Annotated in this window: 21 protein-coding genes; 16 read left to right on the top strand and 5 right to left on the bottom strand. The window is 41.7% G+C overall.

From position 1 onward, the window contains the following. Positions 1 to 260 precede the first annotated feature (260 nt). Positions 261 to 1,655 (top strand): chromosomal replication initiator protein DnaA, encoded by a 1,395-nt coding sequence (dnaA, locus tag PJIAN_RS06480; protein ID WP_068703287.1) that lies wholly within the window; start codon positions 261 to 263, stop codon positions 1,653 to 1,655. Between the two features lie 237 nt (positions 1,656 to 1,892). Beyond that, positions 1,893 to 2,144, top strand: a complete 252-nt coding sequence (locus tag PJIAN_RS06485) for a DNA-binding protein (RefSeq protein ID WP_068704628.1) — start codon at positions 1,893 to 1,895, stop codon at positions 2,142 to 2,144. Positions 2,145 to 2,216: 72 nt separating this feature from the next. On the opposite strand, the gene PJIAN_RS06490 is transcribed toward PJIAN_RS06485, so the two are convergent. From PJIAN_RS06490 to PJIAN_RS06505, 4 genes are all read right to left on the bottom strand, one after another. Then, a complete protein-coding gene (locus tag PJIAN_RS06490) occupies positions 2,217 to 2,570 on the bottom strand; it encodes a hypothetical protein (RefSeq protein ID WP_068703289.1) in 354 nt (117 codons plus the stop codon). Then, a complete protein-coding gene (locus PJIAN_RS06495; RefSeq protein ID WP_068703291.1) occupies positions 2,570 to 2,887 on the bottom strand; it encodes an FtsB family cell division protein in 318 nt (105 codons plus the stop codon). Before PJIAN_RS06495 ends, PJIAN_RS06490 begins: the two co-directional genes overlap by 1 nt. 23 nt (positions 2,888 to 2,910) lie before the next feature. Beyond that, positions 2,911 to 4,395 carry an RIP metalloprotease RseP gene (gene rseP, locus PJIAN_RS06500; RefSeq protein WP_068703292.1) on the bottom strand — a complete coding sequence of 495 codons (1,485 nt, stop codon included), beginning with the start codon at positions 4,393 to 4,395 and terminating at the stop codon, positions 2,911 to 2,913. Between the two features lie 67 nt (positions 4,396 to 4,462). Then, a complete protein-coding gene (locus PJIAN_RS06505) occupies positions 4,463 to 5,647 on the bottom strand; it encodes a 1-deoxy-D-xylulose-5-phosphate reductoisomerase (RefSeq protein WP_068703294.1) in 1,185 nt (394 codons plus the stop codon). Between the two features lie 258 nt (positions 5,648 to 5,905). On the opposite strand from PJIAN_RS06505, the gene PJIAN_RS06510 reads away from it, so the two are divergent. The 9 genes from PJIAN_RS06510 (at position 5,906) to PJIAN_RS06550 (ending at position 12,878) form a co-directional block, all read left to right on the top strand. Continuing rightward, positions 5,906 to 7,126, top strand: a complete 1,221-nt coding sequence (locus PJIAN_RS06510) for a DUF6051 family protein (protein WP_068703296.1) — start codon at positions 5,906 to 5,908, stop codon at positions 7,124 to 7,126. Further along, positions 7,123 to 7,521, top strand: coding sequence for a hypothetical protein (locus PJIAN_RS06515; RefSeq protein ID WP_068703298.1), 399 nt, complete (start codon positions 7,123 to 7,125; stop codon positions 7,519 to 7,521). The genes PJIAN_RS06510 and PJIAN_RS06515 overlap by 4 nt, the downstream gene beginning before the upstream one ends. Positions 7,522 to 7,667: 146 nt before the next feature. Further along, positions 7,668 to 8,408: a hypothetical protein gene (locus PJIAN_RS06520; protein WP_153802502.1), complete on the top strand. Its 741-nt coding sequence runs from the start codon at positions 7,668 to 7,670 to the stop codon at positions 8,406 to 8,408. Positions 8,409 to 8,444: 36 nt separating this feature from the next. Then, positions 8,445 to 8,879 carry a VOC family protein gene (locus PJIAN_RS06525; RefSeq protein WP_068703302.1) on the top strand — a complete coding sequence of 145 codons (435 nt, stop codon included), beginning with the start codon at positions 8,445 to 8,447 and terminating at the stop codon, positions 8,877 to 8,879. Between the two features lie 144 nt (positions 8,880 to 9,023). Then, positions 9,024 to 10,142 (top strand): pyridoxal phosphate-dependent aminotransferase, encoded by a 1,119-nt coding sequence (locus PJIAN_RS06530; protein WP_068703305.1) that lies wholly within the window; start codon positions 9,024 to 9,026, stop codon positions 10,140 to 10,142. Between the two features lie 2 nt (positions 10,143 to 10,144). Beyond that, a complete protein-coding gene (locus PJIAN_RS06535; RefSeq protein ID WP_068703307.1) occupies positions 10,145 to 10,405 on the top strand; it encodes a DUF3781 domain-containing protein in 261 nt (86 codons plus the stop codon). Between the two features lie 76 nt (positions 10,406 to 10,481). Then, positions 10,482 to 11,198 (top strand): gamma-glutamyl-gamma-aminobutyrate hydrolase family protein, encoded by a 717-nt coding sequence (locus PJIAN_RS06540; RefSeq protein ID WP_068703309.1) that lies wholly within the window; start codon positions 10,482 to 10,484, stop codon positions 11,196 to 11,198. Positions 11,199 to 11,234: 36 nt separating this feature from the next. Beyond that, positions 11,235 to 12,083 (top strand): HAD-IIA family hydrolase, encoded by an 849-nt coding sequence (locus PJIAN_RS06545; protein ID WP_201787348.1) that lies wholly within the window; start codon positions 11,235 to 11,237, stop codon positions 12,081 to 12,083. Between the two features lie 144 nt (positions 12,084 to 12,227). Beyond that, entirely contained in the window at positions 12,228 to 12,878 is a 651-nt protein-coding gene (locus PJIAN_RS06550; RefSeq protein ID WP_068703311.1) for a hypothetical protein, read from the top strand. 72 nt (positions 12,879 to 12,950) lie between these two features. On the opposite strand, the gene PJIAN_RS06555 is transcribed toward PJIAN_RS06550, so the two are convergent. Further along, on the bottom strand, positions 12,951 to 14,582 hold the full coding sequence (locus PJIAN_RS06555; RefSeq protein ID WP_068703313.1) for a fumarate hydratase: 1,632 nt from the start codon (positions 14,580 to 14,582) through the stop codon (positions 12,951 to 12,953). A gap of 312 nt (positions 14,583 to 14,894) precedes the next feature. Here PJIAN_RS06555 and PJIAN_RS06560 point away from each other — a divergent pair, with 312 nt between their 5' ends. From PJIAN_RS06560 to PJIAN_RS06580, 5 genes are read left to right on the top strand one after another with little or no spacing between them, the layout of a single operon-like run. Beyond that, positions 14,895 to 15,722, top strand: coding sequence for an ABC transporter ATP-binding protein (locus PJIAN_RS06560; RefSeq protein ID WP_068703315.1), 828 nt, complete (start codon positions 14,895 to 14,897; stop codon positions 15,720 to 15,722). Positions 15,723 to 15,741: 19 nt separating this feature from the next. After that, entirely contained in the window at positions 15,742 to 16,452 is a 711-nt protein-coding gene (locus tag PJIAN_RS06565) for a hypothetical protein (RefSeq protein WP_068703317.1), read from the top strand. A gap of 35 nt (positions 16,453 to 16,487) precedes the next feature. Then, positions 16,488 to 16,850, top strand: coding sequence for a GntR family transcriptional regulator (locus PJIAN_RS06570; protein WP_068703319.1), 363 nt, complete (start codon positions 16,488 to 16,490; stop codon positions 16,848 to 16,850). A 44-nt stretch (positions 16,851 to 16,894) separates the two neighbouring features. Next, a complete protein-coding gene (locus tag PJIAN_RS06575) occupies positions 16,895 to 17,152 on the top strand; it encodes a hypothetical protein (protein WP_153802503.1) in 258 nt (85 codons plus the stop codon). Positions 17,153 to 17,195: 43 nt separating this feature from the next. Next, the gene (locus PJIAN_RS06580; RefSeq protein ID WP_068703323.1) at positions 17,196 to 19,712 is read left to right on the top strand and encodes a TonB-dependent receptor; all 2,517 of its coding nucleotides are present in this window, start codon (positions 17,196 to 17,198) and stop codon (positions 19,710 to 19,712) included. Positions 19,713 to 19,903 lie beyond the last annotated feature (191 nt).

Below are 19,903 nucleotides of genomic sequence, written 5' to 3' on the forward strand. Positions count from 1 at the left end.
CATAATTAAATATTGTTTTATCTGTTTTTATTAACACCAAAAAATACGAATAACATTATTTAACATATTTCTTAGACTGTTGATAAAAAGACAATTATTTATCAACAATGCCATATATGATTAATATTCAGCACATTAAATTAACACACTGATAATAAACATTGTACAAAAAAACATGAAAAATACCTCAAAACAGCTATTTTTTATGTGGAAAATCTTTAGGATATTTGTCAGTCCAAAAAGACTTAAGACCCTAAAAGATGAAAGTGAACAGCGCCAACGACTTGTGGCATCGATGCCTGCGTGTGATACGCGACAATGTGTCTGAAACTACGTTTTCGACGTGGTTTTTGCCCATTGTACCCCTCAACTATGAGAACAATGTTTTCACGGTTCAAGTCCCAAGCCAGTTCTTCTACGAATATATCGAAGAAACTTTTGTCGATTTATTAAGAATGACCATTCACCGCGAAATCGGAGAAGGCACTCGTTTAATGTACAGAGTTTTGGTCGATCGCACTTCGGGCACAAGTACCACTATTCCGAGTGATGACAAATTAAAGCCCAACCAGCTTTATAACGCTCCAAAACAGGAAAACCCTTTTGCGCGAAAAGAAGTTATCCCAAATATCGATCCGCAACTTAATCCGATCTATAATTTTAACACTTTTGTAGAAGGCACCAGCAATAAGCTTGCCCGTACCGCAGGAATCAGCATCGGCAATAACCCCGGGACAACGATTTTCAACCCGCTGTTTGTATACGGACAATCCGGCGTTGGAAAAACTCATCTGGTACATGCTATCGGTATTCAGGCAAAACAAACACATCCTGACAAACGCGTACTTTATGTTTCTGCAAACTTATTTCAGATTCAGTATACAGACGCCGTACGTAACAACACCGTTAATGACTTTCTGAATTTCTATCAGAGCATTGATGTGTTGATTTTGGATGACATTCACGAATTTGCCGGCAAAAACGGAACTCAGAATACATTCTTTCATATCTTCAACCACCTGCACCAAAACGGCAAACAGTTAATCCTGACATCCGACCGTTCGCCCATGGTATTGCAGGGACTTGAACAGCGCCTCATCACGCGATTCAAATGGGGATTATCAGCCGAGATATCAAAGCCCGACTTTGAATTGCGCAAAGGCATCTTAAAACACAAAATCTTCAAGGACGGATTGGACATTGATGACGAGGTAGTAAACTACATCGCAGAAAATGTTACTGACAACATCAGAGATCTGGAAGGTGTCATCATTTCACTGCTGGCCTACTCTACCCTTACCGACAAACCAATCGATCTGGAACTTGCACACAAAGCTGTCAGCAATGTTGTGAATGTGACTCCGAAGGTTGTCACAATCGAGCAAATCAGAAATGTTGTTTGTGAACACTTCGGACTCAAGATCGAAGAAATGTTGTCGAAACGCCGAAACAGAGAATTGGCTCAGGCACGTCAGATTGCAATGTACCTTGCCAAGTGCCATACAAAACACTCACTTTCTTCCATCGGGGAGATGATTGGCAAACGAGATCATGCGACAGTACTTCATGCTTGTAAAGTGGTCAACGATTTGATGGAAATCGACAAACAATACAGAGCCTGCATTCAGGAAATTCAAAATAAGATCAAAGCATAACCGCAAAAAGTTAAATCCTCTCATCCGAGAGGATTTTTTTTATCTCTTCCTTCACCACAACTTCCATCACTGCATTATTACACAGCGGATTGTTCTTAACACAAGACACAAAACCTCCCTGTAAAACCAGAATTGCACTGCAAAAAAAACATAATGCTATTTGCAATTTCCTTTTTTATACGCTATATTTATTGCGTGAATTTAACTCATGTATTAACCTTATAATATCGCATGATTATGACTAGAACTATCACATTTAACGAGCTGAGAAAAATCAAAGACAGCCTTCCGTCTGGCAGTATGGGGAAAATTGCCGCTGATTTAGGTCTGACCGACGAAACAGTACGTAATTATTTCGGCGGTCATAATTTTAAAGATGGAAAGAGTTGTGGTGTTCACATTGAACCCGGCCCTGACGGCGGTTTAGTAATGCTAGACGATACAACTATTTTAGATCATGCTCTTCACCTGCTTGAGGAAGTCCACTAACCTAAAACCCCAAAAAAGAAGCATAAAAAAACGCAGCTGATTGTTGAAATCAGCTGCGTTTTTTCATCTATGTTAATTTGATTGTTTTTGCTTGGGTAATCTGAAGCTAATATACAAGTCGAGGATCGTAGCAATCAGCAAGCCGGCAATCCACAAATAATGATGAATAAACATTCCATAAGCGCTCGCCACCAAAACCAATGTTGCAAAGGCATGTATCTTATTCAGCCTCCTTGTCCTGAAGTCTGACTGATCGATCGGCAACACCACTCTTACCACCACAAGAAAGAGAACTCCAAGTGAGAAAATATAGGGAGCTACCTTTATTTGCGAAAAATAAAATACTGTCGCGATCATCAACAGTAGATATCCGGCGCCGTACATTATTTGCAGAATTCTGTTCCTTTGTTTTTCTGTAATTTGCATCAATCCTTTTCTTTAATAATAAATATATCTTCGTTGGGTCGTTTCATCAGGTGTTCTTCCCTGGCAAATTTTTCCAGATTTGCATTACTGGTTTGTAGCTCGTTAATCTTTTCACGGTTGTCTTTAATACTCTGATCATACTGTTCTATCTGATCTTCCAGATTTTGGATTTCCCGTTGATTAGCAATGCGCTTGAAAAAATTATTTTCATCCACAAAACACATGATTACCAAAAACGTTACGGCAACTACCCAGTATTTAATATGCTTGGTTTGCCCTACACGTTTGCGCAATTTCAACCATATTTGTTTTTGCATAACCCTATAGTTTTATATCACACTTATTTGAACAACCTGAAAATATCATTTCCGTTAGCATAAATAAGCAAAGCAAACAGAAGGAACAAACCCACCATTTGTGCATACTCCAGAAACTTATCACTCGGTTTACGTCCCGTTACCATTTCATAAAGGAGGAACAAGGTGTGTCCTCCGTCAAGAGCAGGAATAGGAAGGATATTCATGAACGCCAGAATAATCGAAAGAAATGCGGTCAACGCCCAAAAGTTTTGCCAATCCCAAACATCAGGGAATAGGCTTCCGATAGTACCGAACCCTCCGATTTGTTTCGCACCCTCTTTGGTAAAGATAAATTTAAGTTGCTTTACGTACGAAGTCAGTGTTTCAACACCTTTATTTATCCCGGCCGGAATAGACTCAAAGAAACCATAAGAGATCCGTTTGGTAACGAAGTTCCCTGCAAATGTTTTAAGCGCAACGCCGATTTTCCCGCTCTCGCTGACGACCAGCGACGCCGATAGACGTTTACCGGAACGGATGAACTCTATTGGAACGGTTTTCCCTTTACAGGAGTCCAGTTGAACCGAAATATCCTGAATGGCAAACATCGCCTTACCATTAACAGACACCACGCTGTCTCCCTTTTGCATACCTGCTTTGGCCGCAGCCGAACCATTCACCGTCTTTTCGACCACAAACGGCACACGCGGTGTCATAAACTGCTTCGAGCTGGAGGCGATAATCTGACGGGTAAAATTAGAAGGAAGAATAAACGTAGTCTTTTTCCCTTCGCGCAAAACGGTTACCGATTGGGAACCATCTACCAAGATTTTTTTTATTGCCTCCGAAGATTCTTCTACAGGTTTATTATTTATTGCCAGCAATATATCGCCATTTCTAAAACCATTCTTAACTGCCACTTCCGTAAACTGCATTCCGAATTTAGCATTCTGCAATGGCAAGTATTCCTCACCCCAAACCAGAAGAATCATGGAATAGATAGCTAGGGCAGTTATAAAGTTAACCAAGACCCCCCCCACCATTATAAAAAGGCGTTGCCATGCCGGTTTGCTACGAAATTCCCACGACTGAGCGGGCTTCTTCATGGCTTCGGTATCCATCGACTCATCGATCATACCGGCAATCTTGCAATAGCCACCCAGAGGCAACCAACCAATCCCCCACTCTGTAACATCTGTGTGTTTTCTCCAATCGTCTTGTGCCAAATCTGTGGTAGAAATTTCTTCCATCACATCTTTGCCTTTCTCATCTTTCACCACATTTCCAAAAGCGTCAAGCTTTTTGCGGTACATATCGGGTACGTTACGGGCAAAAAACTTAAATTGCCACTTACCATCGATTTTTTTACAACGCAACAGAGAAATATAGGGATTGAAAAAGAGGTAGAATTTATCCACCCTCGTCTTGAAGATTCGAGCAAAAGCAAAGTGACCCAACTCATGCAAAAACACCAATATCGACAAACTCAGTATCAGTTGTGCCGCTTTAATTAAAAAAGTCTCCATTCAATATAGTTATGTATAGAATTACAAATCAAAAAACGATAATCAACAGAATCTGATCATCAACCATTTAGCAATATTTACCCACCAGCTCGGAAGCAACAGCGCGGGCTTCCGTATCGGTAGCAACATAATCTTCATAAGCCGGCTGAAGCATAAACGACACTTTTGCCATTGTTGCCTCAATCACATCTGACATTTGCAGGAAGCCGATAGCATCCTTCAGAAAAGCTGCGACAACGACCTCATTAGCAGCATTCAATATACATGCCGCATTTCCTTTTCGCTGCATAGCGTCATACGCAAAAGAGAGGTTTCTGAATTTTGTCATATCCGGCTTTTCAAAAGTCAATTGAGGATAATCGGCAAAATTCAGACGCGGATAATCCGTTTTAAGTCTATCCGGATAAGAAAAGGCGTACAATATCGGCAACTTCATGTCCGGCAACCCCATTTGTGCTTTAACTGCTCCGTCGGCAAACTGAACCATCGAATGTATGATGGACTGTGGATGCACCACAACATCGATCTGCTCCGGCGTGAGCCCGAACAACCATTTGGCCTCAATCACTTCAAAACCCTTATTCATCATACTAGCAGAGTCAATCGTGATTTTTGCTCCCATATCCCAGTTGGGATGTTTAAGAGCCTCACGCTTGGTAACACTCTGCAAATAACTAAGTTCTTTATTTCGGAATGGTCCACCGGAAGCCGTAAGAATAATCTTTTCGATATCATTCCCCACTTCGCCGGTGAGACATTGAAAAATAGCTGAATGCTCGGAATCCACGGGAATAATCGGACTATGATAGCGTTGTGCCAATTCGCACACCAACTCTCCGGCCACCACCATTGTTTCTTTATTTGCCAGGGCTATTTTTTTCCCTGCTTTAAGCGCTTTAAGCGTCGGCAACAAACCGGAATAACCCACCATTGCAGTCAATACCACATCAACGGTCTCCATTTCGGCAATCTGAGCAATTGACTCGCTTCCCGAAAAAACCTTGATAGGCAGATCTGCCAAAGCCTCTTTCAAAGTGAAATAATAGGCATCATTGGCTATAGCAACCACTTCAGGTTGAAATTGGCGAGCCTGCTTGATAAGCAAATCGATACTTTGATTCGCCGTCAGCGCATATACTTCAAAACGGTCGGGATGAGCGGATATGACTTCAAGGGCTTGAGTACCAATTGAGCCTGTAGAACCAAGAATGGCTATTTGTTGTTTTTGTCCGGTAACTAATGACGATTTCATAACGAATTAAAAGACAGGAAATCAAGCAAAGAACAATTTACTTCTCTGCATAAAAGACCATGATGCAAAGTTAAAAAAATTTTTGTTCCATAAAAGAAGCCACCTGTCATTTTACCTTATTTTAGCAGGAGTTCACCGCAATCCTAAAGAATAAATTCTGGGTATTCCCGTTATTAATGGGTAACTTTGCAATGGAGACACAAAAAATGTTCTAATTTTACATCCATTGTTTAATTCAAATAACATAACCGAAAACTCATGGATTATTTAGATTTGTATAATTTACTGGAGGCTAAGGTCAATCCGAATGAAACAGAAATTGTGATAGATGAATTTGTAACTGTGCAAAACCAGACGTTCAAATCTGCCAACTGGACTATTTTACAGGGGCATCCGCATCTGAGGTGTGATGAACACAATATGGATTTCTCTGATGAAATATTCAAAACCGAGCTTGGTTACACAGAAGAAGGGCTGGATCTGATTGACTCGGAAGTAAATGAAAACAAAGAGTTTAACTTTCACATTTTTGTTCCCACAAAACAGAAAAACGAAAAGGAAGCTATCTTATTAATGCACGGGTTCAATGAGAAATCCTGGCCGAAATATTTGCCTTGGGCTTATCGACTGGCAAAAGACACTCACCGCTGTGTAGTGCTCTGCCCGATGGCTTTTCACATGAACCGCGCTTTGTCGACATGGAGCGACCGCAGACTGATGCATAGCGTAAGTTTATGCCGCAAAGAACATTTCCCGGACTTACTGCAATCTTCGTTTTCCAATGTGGCTATCAGTACCCGAGTACAATCGAAGCCGCAACGTTTTATCTGGTCAGGACTACAAACATATTACGATATAGTACAATTTATCGACCAAGTGAAAGCCGGCAAATATCCACCGCTCACTGCCGGTATGCAATTTCACTTCTTCTCTTATTCTATCGGAACATTCCTTTCTGAAATCTTAAAACTGACAGACCCAAAGGGTTATTTTACCGATTCCAAGCTGCTCGCTTTTTGCGGGGGCCCCACATTCAACCGGCTTACTCCGGTTTCGAAAGCAATTCTCGACAGCGAGGCCAATGTTGCGCTCTATTCGTATCTGGTGGAACACCTTGAAAGCCACCTGAAACGTGAAAAACGGCTCTATCACTACCTGGAAGAACATCCGGAAGGCCATTCGTTCCGTATGATGCTCGATTTTAAAGTAATGCGTCAGGAACGTGAGAAACGCTTCCGTGAAATCAGCTCGCAGGTTTTTGCCATCGCATTGGAACAGGACAAAGTAATTCCTGCTTACGATGTGGTGAGTACCCTCAAAGGCGCAGCACACGACATACCGACCGAAGTCATCGTAACTGATTTTGATTATCCTTACACACACGAGAATCCATTCGTCAACAAAGAAAGCATACGGGACAAGGTAAATAGTGCTTTCCAGACAACCTTTGATAAATTTTGCAATTTCCTGAATGCATGATAAATTTGAATAAATCCATAATACTTACAGCGGTTATCGCTTTAGCCGTCGGCGTTATTTCTACTCTGCTTTTTCAGCAATATGTATTGCCACCTAAAACCGAGACTGTTTTACTACAGCTTTCAAACAACTTCAATGGTAAATGTCCGGTAATGGTCGACAAAATTACCCGTTTTGACAACACCTCTATAGGGGACAATGAATTACGGTTCAACTACACCATCTTAACCGCTGTGAAAGACTCGGTCGATTCCATAGAGCTGCACAGTCACCTGGAACCGATTGTCCGGAATAACCCTCAGGTTGGAACGCTGAAACAAAACCACATTGCCGTTTTATGTCGTTATAGGGACAAGAAAGGGACACTTCTTACCGAAATAAAAGTAACTCCTTAGCGACACAATCTGTCCAAAGCAAAAATATTTCGCTTTTTTTTGTTCCGCATATTTCAAAAATGCTTTGCCTTGGCTATATTTGACAATTGAATAATAGACTCAAGAGAAAATACAGAAGTGCATATTCCGCAACCCACAAGGATGTAATGAAAAAGATTGTTTACCTGCTGTTTGCTATAATGTTGTTTAGTTCCTGTTCGGGACTGAAAGAATTGCAAACCAGCTTCAGACAATTCGGTGGCAACCTTGAGTATATCCACGATAGCCATATAAATGGTTGTCCGAAAAAAGATTCGGTTGTGATTATGATGCATGATTATCTGCTTGACGGAAAAACAACTGTACGCAAAGGAAGTATGCTTATTCTCCCTTTTCTATTTTTCAATTACTTCGAACAAAACTATTGGGTAACATTAGGACAAGAGGCATTAAACAGTCGGTATGATGATTTTTTCAACGCCAGCCTGACAGAAGAGTGCCAACGAAATGGGTGTTTTCATCTGACCGGTATGATCTCGAACGATTCGACTTACACTCTCGAAATCGGAGTTGACACGTGTTACACAAGAGCAAAATACAAGAGATTCTCTTCGTTTGTTTATTTCGGATACGGATATGAATCTCTCAATGACGAATACGGTAAAACGCCGAAAACGACACTGAAAGTCTCTGCTGTTTTACGAAAAGCCGGAAATGTGATATTCCGAAAACAGTATGTTAGCGAAAACAGCATCTCTCCGGGGATAGAATCCGGTCAGGGGAAGAACGATCCAAGAGGCATCCTGATACGCAGCATGACTGGCTCATTGTCTTTGAGCACCAAACAATGTATCGAAGAGATCGTCACTGACATAAACAAAGCACTTTTATTAAGCACAAAAAAATAAATTTCAACAATATACAATTCATTAAACATTAAAATCATGATAAATATCAACCCATACCTGGCATTTCCGGGTACATGCGAAGACGCATTCAAATTTTACGAACAAGTATTTAACGCCAAAATTTCCAGATTGGAACGCTTTAGCGACATGCCGCAACAAGACGACCTGGTAGTACCCGAACCGTTTATGAACAAAGTAATGCATGTTGCCCTGCCAATCAGCAACGAAGCAATACTGATGGGAAGTGATGGCGGTGACGAATGGTCGCCTAAAATGACAACCGGAAACAACGTTACTCTGTCGGTTGCCGTAGATACAAATGACGAAGCCGACCGCATATTTGAGGCGTTGGCAGAAGATGGCAAAATTGCGATGCCCATGGGCATTACTTTTTGGGGCGAATATTTCGGAATGTGTACCGACAGGTTCGATATAAACTGGATGATAAGCAGCAAGCAAAAGAGCAAATAATCATCAGCTGTTTCCCTTATAGAAGGTGTCTCCGCGATCAATTGGCGAGAGGCACCTTTTTTACGTTTGTCAGGAAAATATCCTCGTGTCCTTTTAGAGCCAGCAAATATTTTTTGTACTTTTGACACAGCAATTGCCTTTATCATGTTCACAAAGAAAAAACTCAAGATAAACCGTCACCTATTTTATGAGACATCTCATTCTCCCTCACTTGTTGATATTGTGGGAGAAAAGATGTTGTCGAAAGTAACCGATTTCTGTTTTATTGCCAACCCATATTTTCCGGACAAACGTCTCACAAAAAAATTACAGGAACGTTTGCCCATGCTGATGAAATCGTATCCATCAAGCAATCCGCGCCTGTCGCAGGAACATCTGGCGAAAGTGCTTCATGTAAAACCGGAGCAACTGCTTATCGGCAATGGAGCTTCAGAACTGATTACCATTATCCAAAAGGAGTTCATCGACGATTTTGCCATTCCGGTACCAACGTTCAGCGAATATACCGACAAACTGAAAAAGCAGGAATGTGCGCATCTTTTTCAGCTTCCGCCGGAAAAGAACTATCAGCTCGATCTGGATGAATATGCCAGTTGGATTGACGAACGGGGCATCACCTCTGCTCTGATTATCAACCCCGGCAATCCAACAGGACAGTTACTGTCACTTAACGATATGATTGTATTCCTCAACAGGATGCAGCACTTACGGTTAATCATTGTTGACGAATCGTTTATGGATTTTGTCGCCGAGGATATTCCTTCGCTGTTGCCTCATGTAAAACATCATCCCAATGTGATTATAGTGCGCTCCATGAGTAAACATTGCGGAGTTCCCGGCTTACGCTTGGGCTATTGCTGCACGGCCAACATGGAATTATTGAAACGATTACGCGGACTCACTCCGGTTTGGAATATCAACACCATTGCCGAATACTTTGTATCGCAATTACCGGCTACCGACGCGCAATATCAAAAGGCTCGGTTACGTGTAATAAAAGATGTTCGCTACCTTTACAACGAATTAAAGAATCTGGACGGCTTTTTTGCCTACCCTACCGGCAGTAACTTTGTACTAATTAAAATTCTGCACGGAATGACGGCCACCGAGCTACAACACAAGCTACTGGAAGAGTATCATCTCTACGTGCGCGACTGTAGCAATAAAACCGGCATGGACAATCTGCACATCCGGGTGGCTTCGCAGGGAATGGCAAAAGACAAATTGCTGATCGCCGCTCTGAAAGAAATAAGCGAACAATAATTATGTCAGAACACATTGACAAGCAAGCGTTTTTGAGTAATATTTGCTACACGGAACTTGTGTATGACCGAATAAACAAAAAACTCAACACAATACTACCGAAGCATGAAATAGAAGCACTGATAGTGGGCATAATAGACCAAACAGAAGTGAAACATTTTCAGAAAACAGGAAAGAATTTCTACATTAGCAACACGCAGCAGAATATCAGAATCACCATCAATTCAAACACATTCAGAGTGATAACCGTCGACAGAATATAACAGAAAAACCTTTGCCACGGCAAGAACAACGTACCATCCGACGTTATCTAACATAAAAATTGCAGAACATAACAATATGTCTACCAAGAAAAAAGTACTGATCGTCACACGACGTGAACTACGAAAAAACAAACTTATAAACTGGGTATCTGAAATATACCTTCAAATATTGGCTCAGGGAGGTGTAATGCCAATCCTTGTTCCTATTTCACAGGGCACCATTGCCAACCTTCCCGATTATCTCGAAGACTACGACGGACTGCTGATGTCGGAAGGTGGTGACATTAGTCCGGCGTATTATAATGAATCGTACAGCGTGAGCAAGCTGGACGAATACGATCCGATTAAAGACGAAATTGAAATCGCTTGTTGCCGCCATGCCATGGAGCACAACAAACCAATTCTTGGCTTCTGCCGGGGCATGCACATGATTAATGTGGCTTTCGGCGGCAGCCTGCATCTGGATGTTCACGAAGTGAACAAACGCAGCGTTGTCCATATCGACTACGACCATTACGACACGCATCGCCACCCGATCACCATTTTTGAAAACACTCCTCTGATGGAATGGTACAAACAAAAAGATCTTCTGGTAAACACTTACCACCATCAGGGCGTAAAAAAACTGGCACCGGAACTGGTCGCCATGGCACAGGCGCCCGACGGACTCATTGAAGGAATCTATCACCCGAAACACAAATTTGTGGTGGGCTTGCAGTTTCACCCCGAACGCATGTATCAGGAACACCCAGGCAACAAGCTGGTATTCAAATCTTTTATAGACTCTTTGTAATAACTCATATTTTATAATTCATAATTCACAATCACTATGATGGGACTTGACGATTTTAAGGACGTTGCCTTGAAGTACAAGGTAATTTTTTTCGATGCCTACGGCGTATTGAAAAACTACAAGGGTATGTTACCGGGAGTGAAAGAGATGTTCCACTTTCTGCAGGAAAACAACATCGCTTTCTATATTCTGACCAATGATGCATCGCGTAGTCCCGAACTACTGGCAAAATCATATATTGACGCCGGCATTGTGGAAGTCAACGAAAATAAAATTATTTCGTCAGGCATGTTGGCCCGCGAATATATCCAGAATAAAGTACAAAGAGGACGTATTGCTTATCTGGGAACCGAAGCTTCTGCTCATTACATCGAGAATGAAGGCCTCAACACTATCTCTATCAAAGATGTAGACCTCGAAAACTACATAGACATCAGCGCATTAGTATTGCTCGACGATGAAGGTTTCGACTGGAACGTAGACTTAATCAAGGCGCTCAACCTGATACGCAAAAAACCGATTCCTGTGATTGTGGCCAATACCGATGGCACCTATCCTGTGACCAGAAAAGATGTTGCTATTTCTGTCGGCGCTGTGGGAGACATGCTCGAAGCTCTTGCCCGTAAAACATTCATACGCTTTGGTAAGCCTGACTCTCAAATGTTCAGTTTTGCGTTCGATTATTGCGCTAAAGAACATGATGTTACCAAAAAAGATATCCTAATGGTGGGTGACTCTCTGATTACGGACATCATTGGTGGAAACAAATTCGGAATCGACACTTGCCTAGTGCTGACCGGTAACGTTCAGCCTGACAGTTATGAGCTGATGATTCGCTCGTACGGCATTATTCCCGATTACATTTGTGAGTCAATTGTTCTGTAATCAACATTGCAGTAGATTTTTTTAATGTTTGATTAATCTGATTAACATACTAACAAAGAATGAATTAGAGAATCTGATTTATCTTTGCACGGAGACTTTCTCTCTACTATTATTAATCAACCAACTGATTATCTCACATTTAAAATGTTGCGACTGACAACTATTTTCCTGTTGTGCATTTTTGGCTTTCATTTTTCAACTGCTCAGGAACTTAAACCCGATTTCAGATTGCCTTCCATTGGCAAATGGCTTGAAAAGCGTGATGGAGCTCCGGCCAACTGGTTGGGGAAGAAATTTCAGCACAAAGAACTTCGTGAACCCATCAACGTTGTCATTATCGATCCATTTGCCAAAAGTAAAGAAGAGGCGATCAATAAACTAATGGCCGAATGCAAAAAGCATGGTTACAAGGACAAAATCGGACATTCGTCGGGCTATTGCGCCGAATTGGACAGTACTCGATTGTCGCAATTACCGGGTGAACACAAAAGGGCACTGGCTAACAAAGGATTTATCAGGACTAATAATCATGGCAGAATATTAGGCCCGGAATTTTTTGATGGGAAATATATTTTTGTAGGCGCTTTCAGCCGCGAGGCTTTTCAGCTTTTCACGAAAGCTCACCATGCATACCGGTCATTCCTGATTGCCCGCAACGACTTTTGCCAAAAGCTGAGTAAAGGGGAAACCTATAAAATAGTCGGTCAATACAACCTTGGGAACAACATCAACACCAATGACGTTACTACAGGAGATCATGATGGCAGAGCCATTCTGCTATTTGCCAACAGGTAAATAACGAATCATTTCCATATAAAACAAAAGAGACACACTGCCGTGTGTCTCTTTTGTTTTTATGCATCCAAATTACACTCGAGGACGAATCTGTTTGAAGAAGTCGTTACCTTTGTCATCCACCAGAATGAAAGCAGGAAAATCTTCCACTTCGATTTGCCAGATAGCTTCCATACCCAACTCAGGGTATTCCACGCATTTGATGCTCTTGATGTTATTCTTGGCTAGAATCGCAGCCGGGCCACCGATTGAGCCAAGATAGAAACCTCCATGCTTTTGGCAGGCATCTGTCACCTGTTGGCTGCGGTTTCCTTTTGCAATCATAATCATGCTACCACCTTTGCTCTGGAACAAATCCACGTAAGAGTCCATACGACCAGCTGTTGTCGGACCCATTGAGCCACAAGCCATTCCTTCCGGAGTTTTTGCAGGACCTGCATAATAAATCGGGTGCTCTTTCAGATACTGAGGAAGATCTTCACCTCTGTCGAGACGTTCTTTCAGTTTGGCATGAGCAATGTCGCGACCTACAATAATAGTACCGCTAAGCAACAAGAAGGTAGAAACCGGATATTGTGAAAGATCTGCCAAAACTTCGTTCATCGGACGGTTCAGATTGATTTTCACACCGTGGCTGTGACCACCGGCTTGTTTGTATTGAGCAGGAATCAAACGACCCGGATTGCTATCCAGTTTTTCGATCCAGATACCATCTTTGTTGATTTTAGCTTTCACGTTACGGTCGGCGCTACACGAAACGCCCATACCAACCGGGCAGGAAGCTCCGTGGCGAGGCAAACGTACCACGCGAATATCGTGAGCATAATATTTTCCGCCGAACTGAGCACCAAGACCAATATTTTGTGCAGCCTTCAGCAATTTCGCTTCCATTTCAAGGTCGCGGAAAGCCTGTCCTCCGTCGTTACCTTCTGTAGGCAATTCGTCGAGGTATTTCACAGAAGCAAGTTTCACTGTTTTTAGGTTAGCTTCGGCCGATGTACCGCCAATCACAAATGCAATGTGATAAGGAGGACAAGCAGCTGTACCCAGCGTTTTCATCTTTTCGATCAGGAATTTTTCCAACGTATCGGGATTCAACAACGCTTTTGTTTCCTGGAAAAGATATGTTTTATTAGCAGATCCCCCACCCTTTGCGATGAAAAGGAATTTGTACTCGTTACCGTTAATAGAATAAACATCGATTTGAGCCGGAAGATTACAACCGGTATTCTTTTCGGTATACATATCCAACGCTACGGTTTGAGAGTAGCGAAGGTTATCTTGTGTGTAAGTGTTGTACACGCCGTGCGAAAGAGCTTCTTCGTCGCCACCACCGGTCCATACGTTTTGGCCTTTTTTAGCAACAATAGTAGCGGTACCTGTATCCTGACAGAAAGGCAACTGACCTTCTGCAGCAATTTCAGCATTAAGAAGCATGGTAAGAGCCACAGCTTTATCGTTCTGACTTGCTTCGGGATCGCTCAGGATAGATGCCACCTGTTCGTTGTGAGCAGGGCGCAACATAAAGGAAAGATCGTGCATGGCAGCACGAGCCAGCTTGGTCAAACCTTCCGGTTCAACTTTCAAAATTTCATTTCCTTCGAAATTGCTTACCGACACGTGTTCTTTAGTGAGCAGATAGTACTCTGTTTTGTCTTTCCCAAGAGGAAACGGCTCCTGGTACTTAAATTCGGGAGTTGCCATAAATTATTGATTTAGTTTTGATTATATTTTGAAGATAAATGATAGGTTTCCGTCTAAAACGATGTCAAAATTACTAAAACTATTCCATTCAGAAGGAATATAAGTGGGCAAAATATACTTAAAAATGACTTTATGGTAAAGATTTTCGCTCATTATAAATTTATATCCAACTGAATATCAATACAAAACAAACAACACCAGCATCTAAGACTGTTAAATTACCATAAATACACCCAAACTCAAATACAGATATAAAAACTTGCCGTATATTTGCAGTGTATTAATATAGTAATACACTAATACGATAACATTATGATTGAAATAGAAAACATGTCATTTTGGTACAAAGAGAAATCGAAAGTATTCGACTCTTTGACCATGAAACTGGAACCCGGAAAAATTTATGGACTTCTGGGAGAAAATGGCGTTGGTAAAACCACGTTTCTGCGTCTCATTGCCGGTTTACTTTTTCCCGAAGACGGCAATTGCACAGTGATGGACTACACTCCGGGCAAAAGACAGCCGGGCTTTTTATCAAAGATATTTTACCTGCCTGAAGAATTTATGGTGACACACCAGAAAGCAGATGAATATGCCCGCAATGTGGGTCCTTTCTATCCGAACTTCGAATACAACCATTATGCAACTCTGATGCAGGAGTTTGGTGTGGATGGCGAAAAGAAACTGCACGAGATGTCATTCGGTCAAAAGAAGAAAGCAATGATTTCGCTGGCTTTGGCTTGCAACACAGAGTTGTTGCTGCTGGACGAACCCACCAATGGCCTCGACATTCCATCGAAATCAATTTTCCGCCGGGTGGTGGCACGAGCCGCTGATGAAAACAAGTGTATCATCATTTCTACTCATCAGGTTCGCGACCTCGAATTCCTGATTGATCCGATTGTAATACTTGAGCGCAACAACGTATTGCTAAACGAATCGGTAGAATCGATTACACGCAAACTGAAATTTGCAGTATTACCGTACATACCCGAAGATGCACTCTATTCGGAACCTATGATGGGAGGTTACGGAGTGGTTGTACCGAATCCTGATGGAGAAGAAAGTAAAGTAAACATAGAATTGTTGTTTAACGCGGCTATTGCCAATCGTGCACGTTTTGCCGAATGGTTCAATTAATTTTCAATACATTACGAATATGAACGAAACATTTAATATCCAGCGGCTTTCCCGCATTGTAAAAGCCGAAACGGTGGCATTTCGCCGTCATTACCTGTTTTATCTGATTTTTGCGGCAGCCTATGCAGCATCAGACATTTTGATTAACCGTACCAGCTTTCACCCCAACGTTTTTGCGGGGTTAGGCATTTTTCTGATGTTCATTTCACCCTTTATGCTTTATAACGATGTGTTCCATAAGATTAAAGGGGTGAATTATTCTATGCTACCAGCTTCCAACTTTGAAAAATGGATTGCTTTCTGGTTTCAAAACGTAATTGTAGTTCCTATCATTATCGGAACACTTTGGCTCATCTTGTGGGGTCTTGAATTTGCACTGTTTGGCAGATCGATTGACATACACATCGGAACAAACGAATGGCATGCTTATTTTATCGGAGTCTTGGGCGGACAGGCCATTGCAATGATCGGTACAATGTCGTTCCGCAGACTGAAATGGCTCAAAACACTGGGTGCGATTTTCATTTTGCAGGTCACATTCGGCTTGCTTACCAATCTGCTTGTTTATCAATTCGACCTCAAAAGCTTTATCATGGAAGTACAGATGGCAAATATAGAACCGTCTACCACTTCATGGCTAATTGACTATATCAAAATTGTTGCACATATCATCTTCCCATTTGGATTATGGCTGGTATCGTTCTTCAAATTACAGGAACAGGAGTTATAAATTCCGTTCCACATCATTAACTAACCAAAATAAAAATGGAATTCGATAACAATAAACCAATATACCTGCAAATTGCTGATTTTGTATGCGAAAAAATTCTTCGCAACGAATGGAGCGCAGGTGGCCGCATCCCTTCGGTAAGGGAATTAGGAGCCGACTTGCAGGTAAATCCGAATACCGTCATGCGAACTTACGATTATTTGCAGGGAGAAGATATTATCTTCAACAAAAGAGGTATCGGATATTTTGTAGCAGAAGACGCTATGCAGAATATTATAAAGCTTAACCGCACAGAGTTCTTCAGCCATCAGTTGCCAATGATTTTCAGCACAATGAAAGCATTGGGAATTACTTTTGAAGAGATTAAATCTCAATATGAAGCGTTTTTACAAAAATAATCATCGGAGGCGTATCGTACTCTCCGAATAAACTTATGAAATTTATGAAACTTACGAAAATCATAAACAAACGCAGCAATATCACATTGATTATCATCCTCCTGCTTTTAATCAGCATTCCGTTTGCCGCCTATGCCTATTTTCGCCATTTGGTAAACGAAGCAGAAAAGAATCCTGCCAATAAAGGACTGAAGGAGATTCGTCTGCAAACCAACGACAAAGACAGTATAAGCATTAGTCTGGAAGGCAACAATGTAAGAGGAGTATCTGTTAAGACAAAGGTTGTAAAACATTCGAAATAAACGCGATAAATTTATTCACAAACTAATTCAGGGAAACAAAACAATGAAAAAATTCCTCTTGGCAGTTTTATTTTTTATTCCGCTCTTGATGAGCGCTCAGACTGCAGCTACTAGGTATCAGGTAAAAGGACAGGCAATTGACTCGATAACTTCTGAAACAATGCCGTACGTAACATGCTCCGTCGTTTTGGCAAACAAACCGCAACAGGTCGTTGCCCGTTTTGCCAGCGATATTGACGGAAAATTTACAGGAGAATTGAAAAATCCGGGAAAATATATCGTTATAGTATCTTTTGTAGGAAAACAACCTGCAAAACGCACCTTTAGCGTGGGCCCCAACAACCGTATGATCCAATTAGGCAAAATAGGACTTGCAGACAATCAGCAATCGCTCAAAGAAGTAAGCATTGTGGCTACACGTCCTTTGATTAAGGCCGAAGCCGATAAAATTACTTACGACACGGAACAAGATCCCGAAACCAAGACATCAACAGTGCTCGATGTACTGCGTAAAGTGCCGATGGTAACAGTTGACGGACAGGATAACATTCAGTTGAAAGGAGCTTCCAACTTCAAGTTCTTCCTCAACGGGAAACCTACAAATATGTTCAACAACAATCCGAGCATGATATTGAAAAGCATGCCGGCCAATATGGTAAAGAACATTGAAGTGATTACACAACCGGGTGCAAAATATGATGCAGAAGGTGTAGGTGGTATTATCAATATTGTAACGATGCAGAAAACCGCGACCAAAGGATATTCGGCTACCATTAACACGCAGGTTTCATCCCGCGGTTCGTATGGAGGAGGACTGAACCTGATGGTACAAAGCGGCAAATTCAGTTTCTCGGGTAACTACAACTACAATTATAGCAAACAGTTTCCGATGACTACAACGTCTGACAGACAGACTTATTTTGCCAATGCCCCCTACCCCAATGCGGGACAGGTAGCCACAGTAAAAACGACAGCTCCTATGCAGTTCGGTAGCGGTCAATTAAGCTTCGAGCTGGACACTCTCAACTTGTTCACATTATCGTACAACCGTCGTTATGGTCTTCCAAAGAGCGAAACAACTGCGTTTACCGATAATTATGACAAGAATATGAATCCCTTGTTTTCCTATCAACAGGAAAGCTCTCAAAAACAGACCTGGGGTTCTACAGATGTTGGTCTTGACTACCAGCACTCATTTAAGAGAAAAGGAGAACTGTTTACTTTATCGTATAAACTGAGTAACACACCGAATAACAGCAATTACGAAGCGACAAATATTATCAGTCCTGTTTATCACAGTTTGCCACAACCCGGGTTGTTCCAGTCAAGTACAAGTAAAAATGATGCAAAATCGAACGAACATACCTTCCAGGCTGATTACACCACCCCTCTGGCAAAAGGACATACTCTGGAATTGGGTACTAAATACATTATACGTCTGAACGACAGTAAAAGCGATGAGACATATAATTACTTCAATGTTTTCCAATCATATCCTTATACACCGTATATTTTAGCCGACAGTATCACTAATTTCAAAAACAATCAGGATATTCTGGGCGTGTATGCAAGCTATGCCGGCAGCGTAGGCAAATGGGGATTCAAGAGCGGTGTGCGGTATGAATATACATGGCTAAAGGCTGAATTCGACAACGTCGCCAGAAATTTCACAACCAATTACGGAGTGGTCGTACCTTCGGCAATTGTGACCTACAAATTATCGGACATGCAAAGCCTCAAATTTGGATATAACATGCGTATTCAACGTCCGGGTATCAGTTACCTGAACCCTTACGTAGACCGTAAAGACCCGAACTATATCAGCTATGGTAATCCAAACCTCGATCCGGAAAAAAGCCACAATATCACTTTGGGTTATAGCAATTTTGCGCCCAAATACAACCTTAGTGCCGAACTGACCTATACTTTTGTGAACAATGCCATCGAACAATATTCATTCATTCCACAGGGAAGTTCTGTACAAGAAATGACCTATGCGAATATCGGACACAACAAACAAGTGAACATGAACCTGTTCGGTAACTATCGCGGCATCAAATGGCTCACCCTGTTCATGAACGGAAATGTCAGCTATGTTAACATGAAGAGTGGAACCTTCAACATGTCGAACGACGGCTTCACCGGTCGTTTGTACGCAGGTGGAACAGTTATCCTGCCAAAAGATTTACGTATGAGCGTGGGCGGCGGAGGAATGCTTCCTCAAGTCAACCTGCAGGGAAGTCAGTCGTCATATTACTATAGCTTCTTCTCTCTTTCGAAAGATTTCATGAAGAAACGCCTGAATTTATCAATGAGCACTGTGTGGTTGCCTAAAACACATATCACAATGGATACTCACGGCACCGACAGCAAGACAGGAGCTCCTACATTCGATCAGCACACCGACATCCATATCGGACAACCACTTGAATTACGCTTCAATGTTTCATACCGCATCGGTAGCATGAACGCACAGGTAAAGAAAGCAAAATCTACGATCTCTAACGATGATCAGAAAGCAAAAGAGAATAGCAGTGCCGGGCAAAACCCGATGCAATAATTCACTTTGTTCTTTTATTTTGAGCGCCGGTTTCGTGAGGAACCGGCGTTTTTTTTGCTATTGCAAAAAACAAACTTTTTAACCGATAAGCACCCAAAAACGGCGCAATGCACCGTGAAAATAAAATTAACATAAAAGGGTATTTATTAAAAGTAAATGTGTAGATTTGAGGCGAAAAATGATGAACCAAC

Source organism: Paludibacter jiangxiensis (genome assembly GCF_001618385.1).
Taxonomy (GTDB): domain Bacteria; phylum Bacteroidota; class Bacteroidia; order Bacteroidales; family Paludibacteraceae; genus Microbacter; species Microbacter jiangxiensis.

What these genes read in the sequence shown, in the direction of transcription:
- PJIAN_RS06575 (WP_153802503.1), top strand. Translation starts at nt 16,895, where the DNA reads ATGAAACTTACGAAAATCATAAACAAACGCAGCAATATCACATTGATT.
- PJIAN_RS06555 (WP_068703313.1), bottom strand. Translation starts at nt 14,582, where the DNA reads ATGGCAACTCCCGAATTTAAGTACCAGGAGCCGTTTCCTCTTGGGAAA.
- PJIAN_RS06535 (WP_068703307.1), top strand. Translation starts at nt 10,145, where the DNA reads ATGTCAGAACACATTGACAAGCAAGCGTTTTTGAGTAATATTTGCTAC.
- PJIAN_RS06570 (WP_068703319.1), top strand. Translation starts at nt 16,488, where the DNA reads ATGGAATTCGATAACAATAAACCAATATACCTGCAAATTGCTGATTTT.
- PJIAN_RS06505 (WP_068703294.1), bottom strand. Translation starts at nt 5,647, where the DNA reads ATGAAATCGTCATTAGTTACCGGACAAAAACAACAAATAGCCATTCTT.
- PJIAN_RS06540 (WP_068703309.1), top strand. Translation starts at nt 10,482, where the DNA reads ATGTCTACCAAGAAAAAAGTACTGATCGTCACACGACGTGAACTACGA.
- PJIAN_RS06580 (WP_068703323.1), top strand. Translation starts at nt 17,196, where the DNA reads ATGAAAAAATTCCTCTTGGCAGTTTTATTTTTTATTCCGCTCTTGATG.
- PJIAN_RS06510 (WP_068703296.1), top strand. Translation starts at nt 5,906, where the DNA reads ATGGATTATTTAGATTTGTATAATTTACTGGAGGCTAAGGTCAATCCG.
- rseP (WP_068703292.1), bottom strand. Translation starts at nt 4,395, where the DNA reads ATGGAGACTTTTTTAATTAAAGCGGCACAACTGATACTGAGTTTGTCG.
- PJIAN_RS06515 (WP_068703298.1), top strand. Translation starts at nt 7,123, where the DNA reads ATGATAAATTTGAATAAATCCATAATACTTACAGCGGTTATCGCTTTA.
- PJIAN_RS06530 (WP_068703305.1), top strand. Translation starts at nt 9,024, where the DNA reads ATGTTCACAAAGAAAAAACTCAAGATAAACCGTCACCTATTTTATGAG.
- PJIAN_RS06545 (WP_201787348.1), top strand. Translation starts at nt 11,235, where the DNA reads ATGATGGGACTTGACGATTTTAAGGACGTTGCCTTGAAGTACAAGGTA.
- PJIAN_RS06490 (WP_068703289.1), bottom strand. Translation starts at nt 2,570, where the DNA reads ATGCAAATTACAGAAAAACAAAGGAACAGAATTCTGCAAATAATGTAC.
- PJIAN_RS06565 (WP_068703317.1), top strand. Translation starts at nt 15,742, where the DNA reads ATGAACGAAACATTTAATATCCAGCGGCTTTCCCGCATTGTAAAAGCC.
- PJIAN_RS06520 (WP_153802502.1), top strand. Translation starts at nt 7,668, where the DNA reads ATGAAAAAGATTGTTTACCTGCTGTTTGCTATAATGTTGTTTAGTTCC.
- PJIAN_RS06485 (WP_068704628.1), top strand. Translation starts at nt 1,893, where the DNA reads ATGACTAGAACTATCACATTTAACGAGCTGAGAAAAATCAAAGACAGC.
- dnaA (WP_068703287.1), top strand. Translation starts at nt 261, where the DNA reads ATGAAAGTGAACAGCGCCAACGACTTGTGGCATCGATGCCTGCGTGTG.
- PJIAN_RS06525 (WP_068703302.1), top strand. Translation starts at nt 8,445, where the DNA reads ATGATAAATATCAACCCATACCTGGCATTTCCGGGTACATGCGAAGAC.
- PJIAN_RS06495 (WP_068703291.1), bottom strand. Translation starts at nt 2,887, where the DNA reads ATGCAAAAACAAATATGGTTGAAATTGCGCAAACGTGTAGGGCAAACC.
- PJIAN_RS06550 (WP_068703311.1), top strand. Translation starts at nt 12,228, where the DNA reads ATGTTGCGACTGACAACTATTTTCCTGTTGTGCATTTTTGGCTTTCAT.
- PJIAN_RS06560 (WP_068703315.1), top strand. Translation starts at nt 14,895, where the DNA reads ATGATTGAAATAGAAAACATGTCATTTTGGTACAAAGAGAAATCGAAA.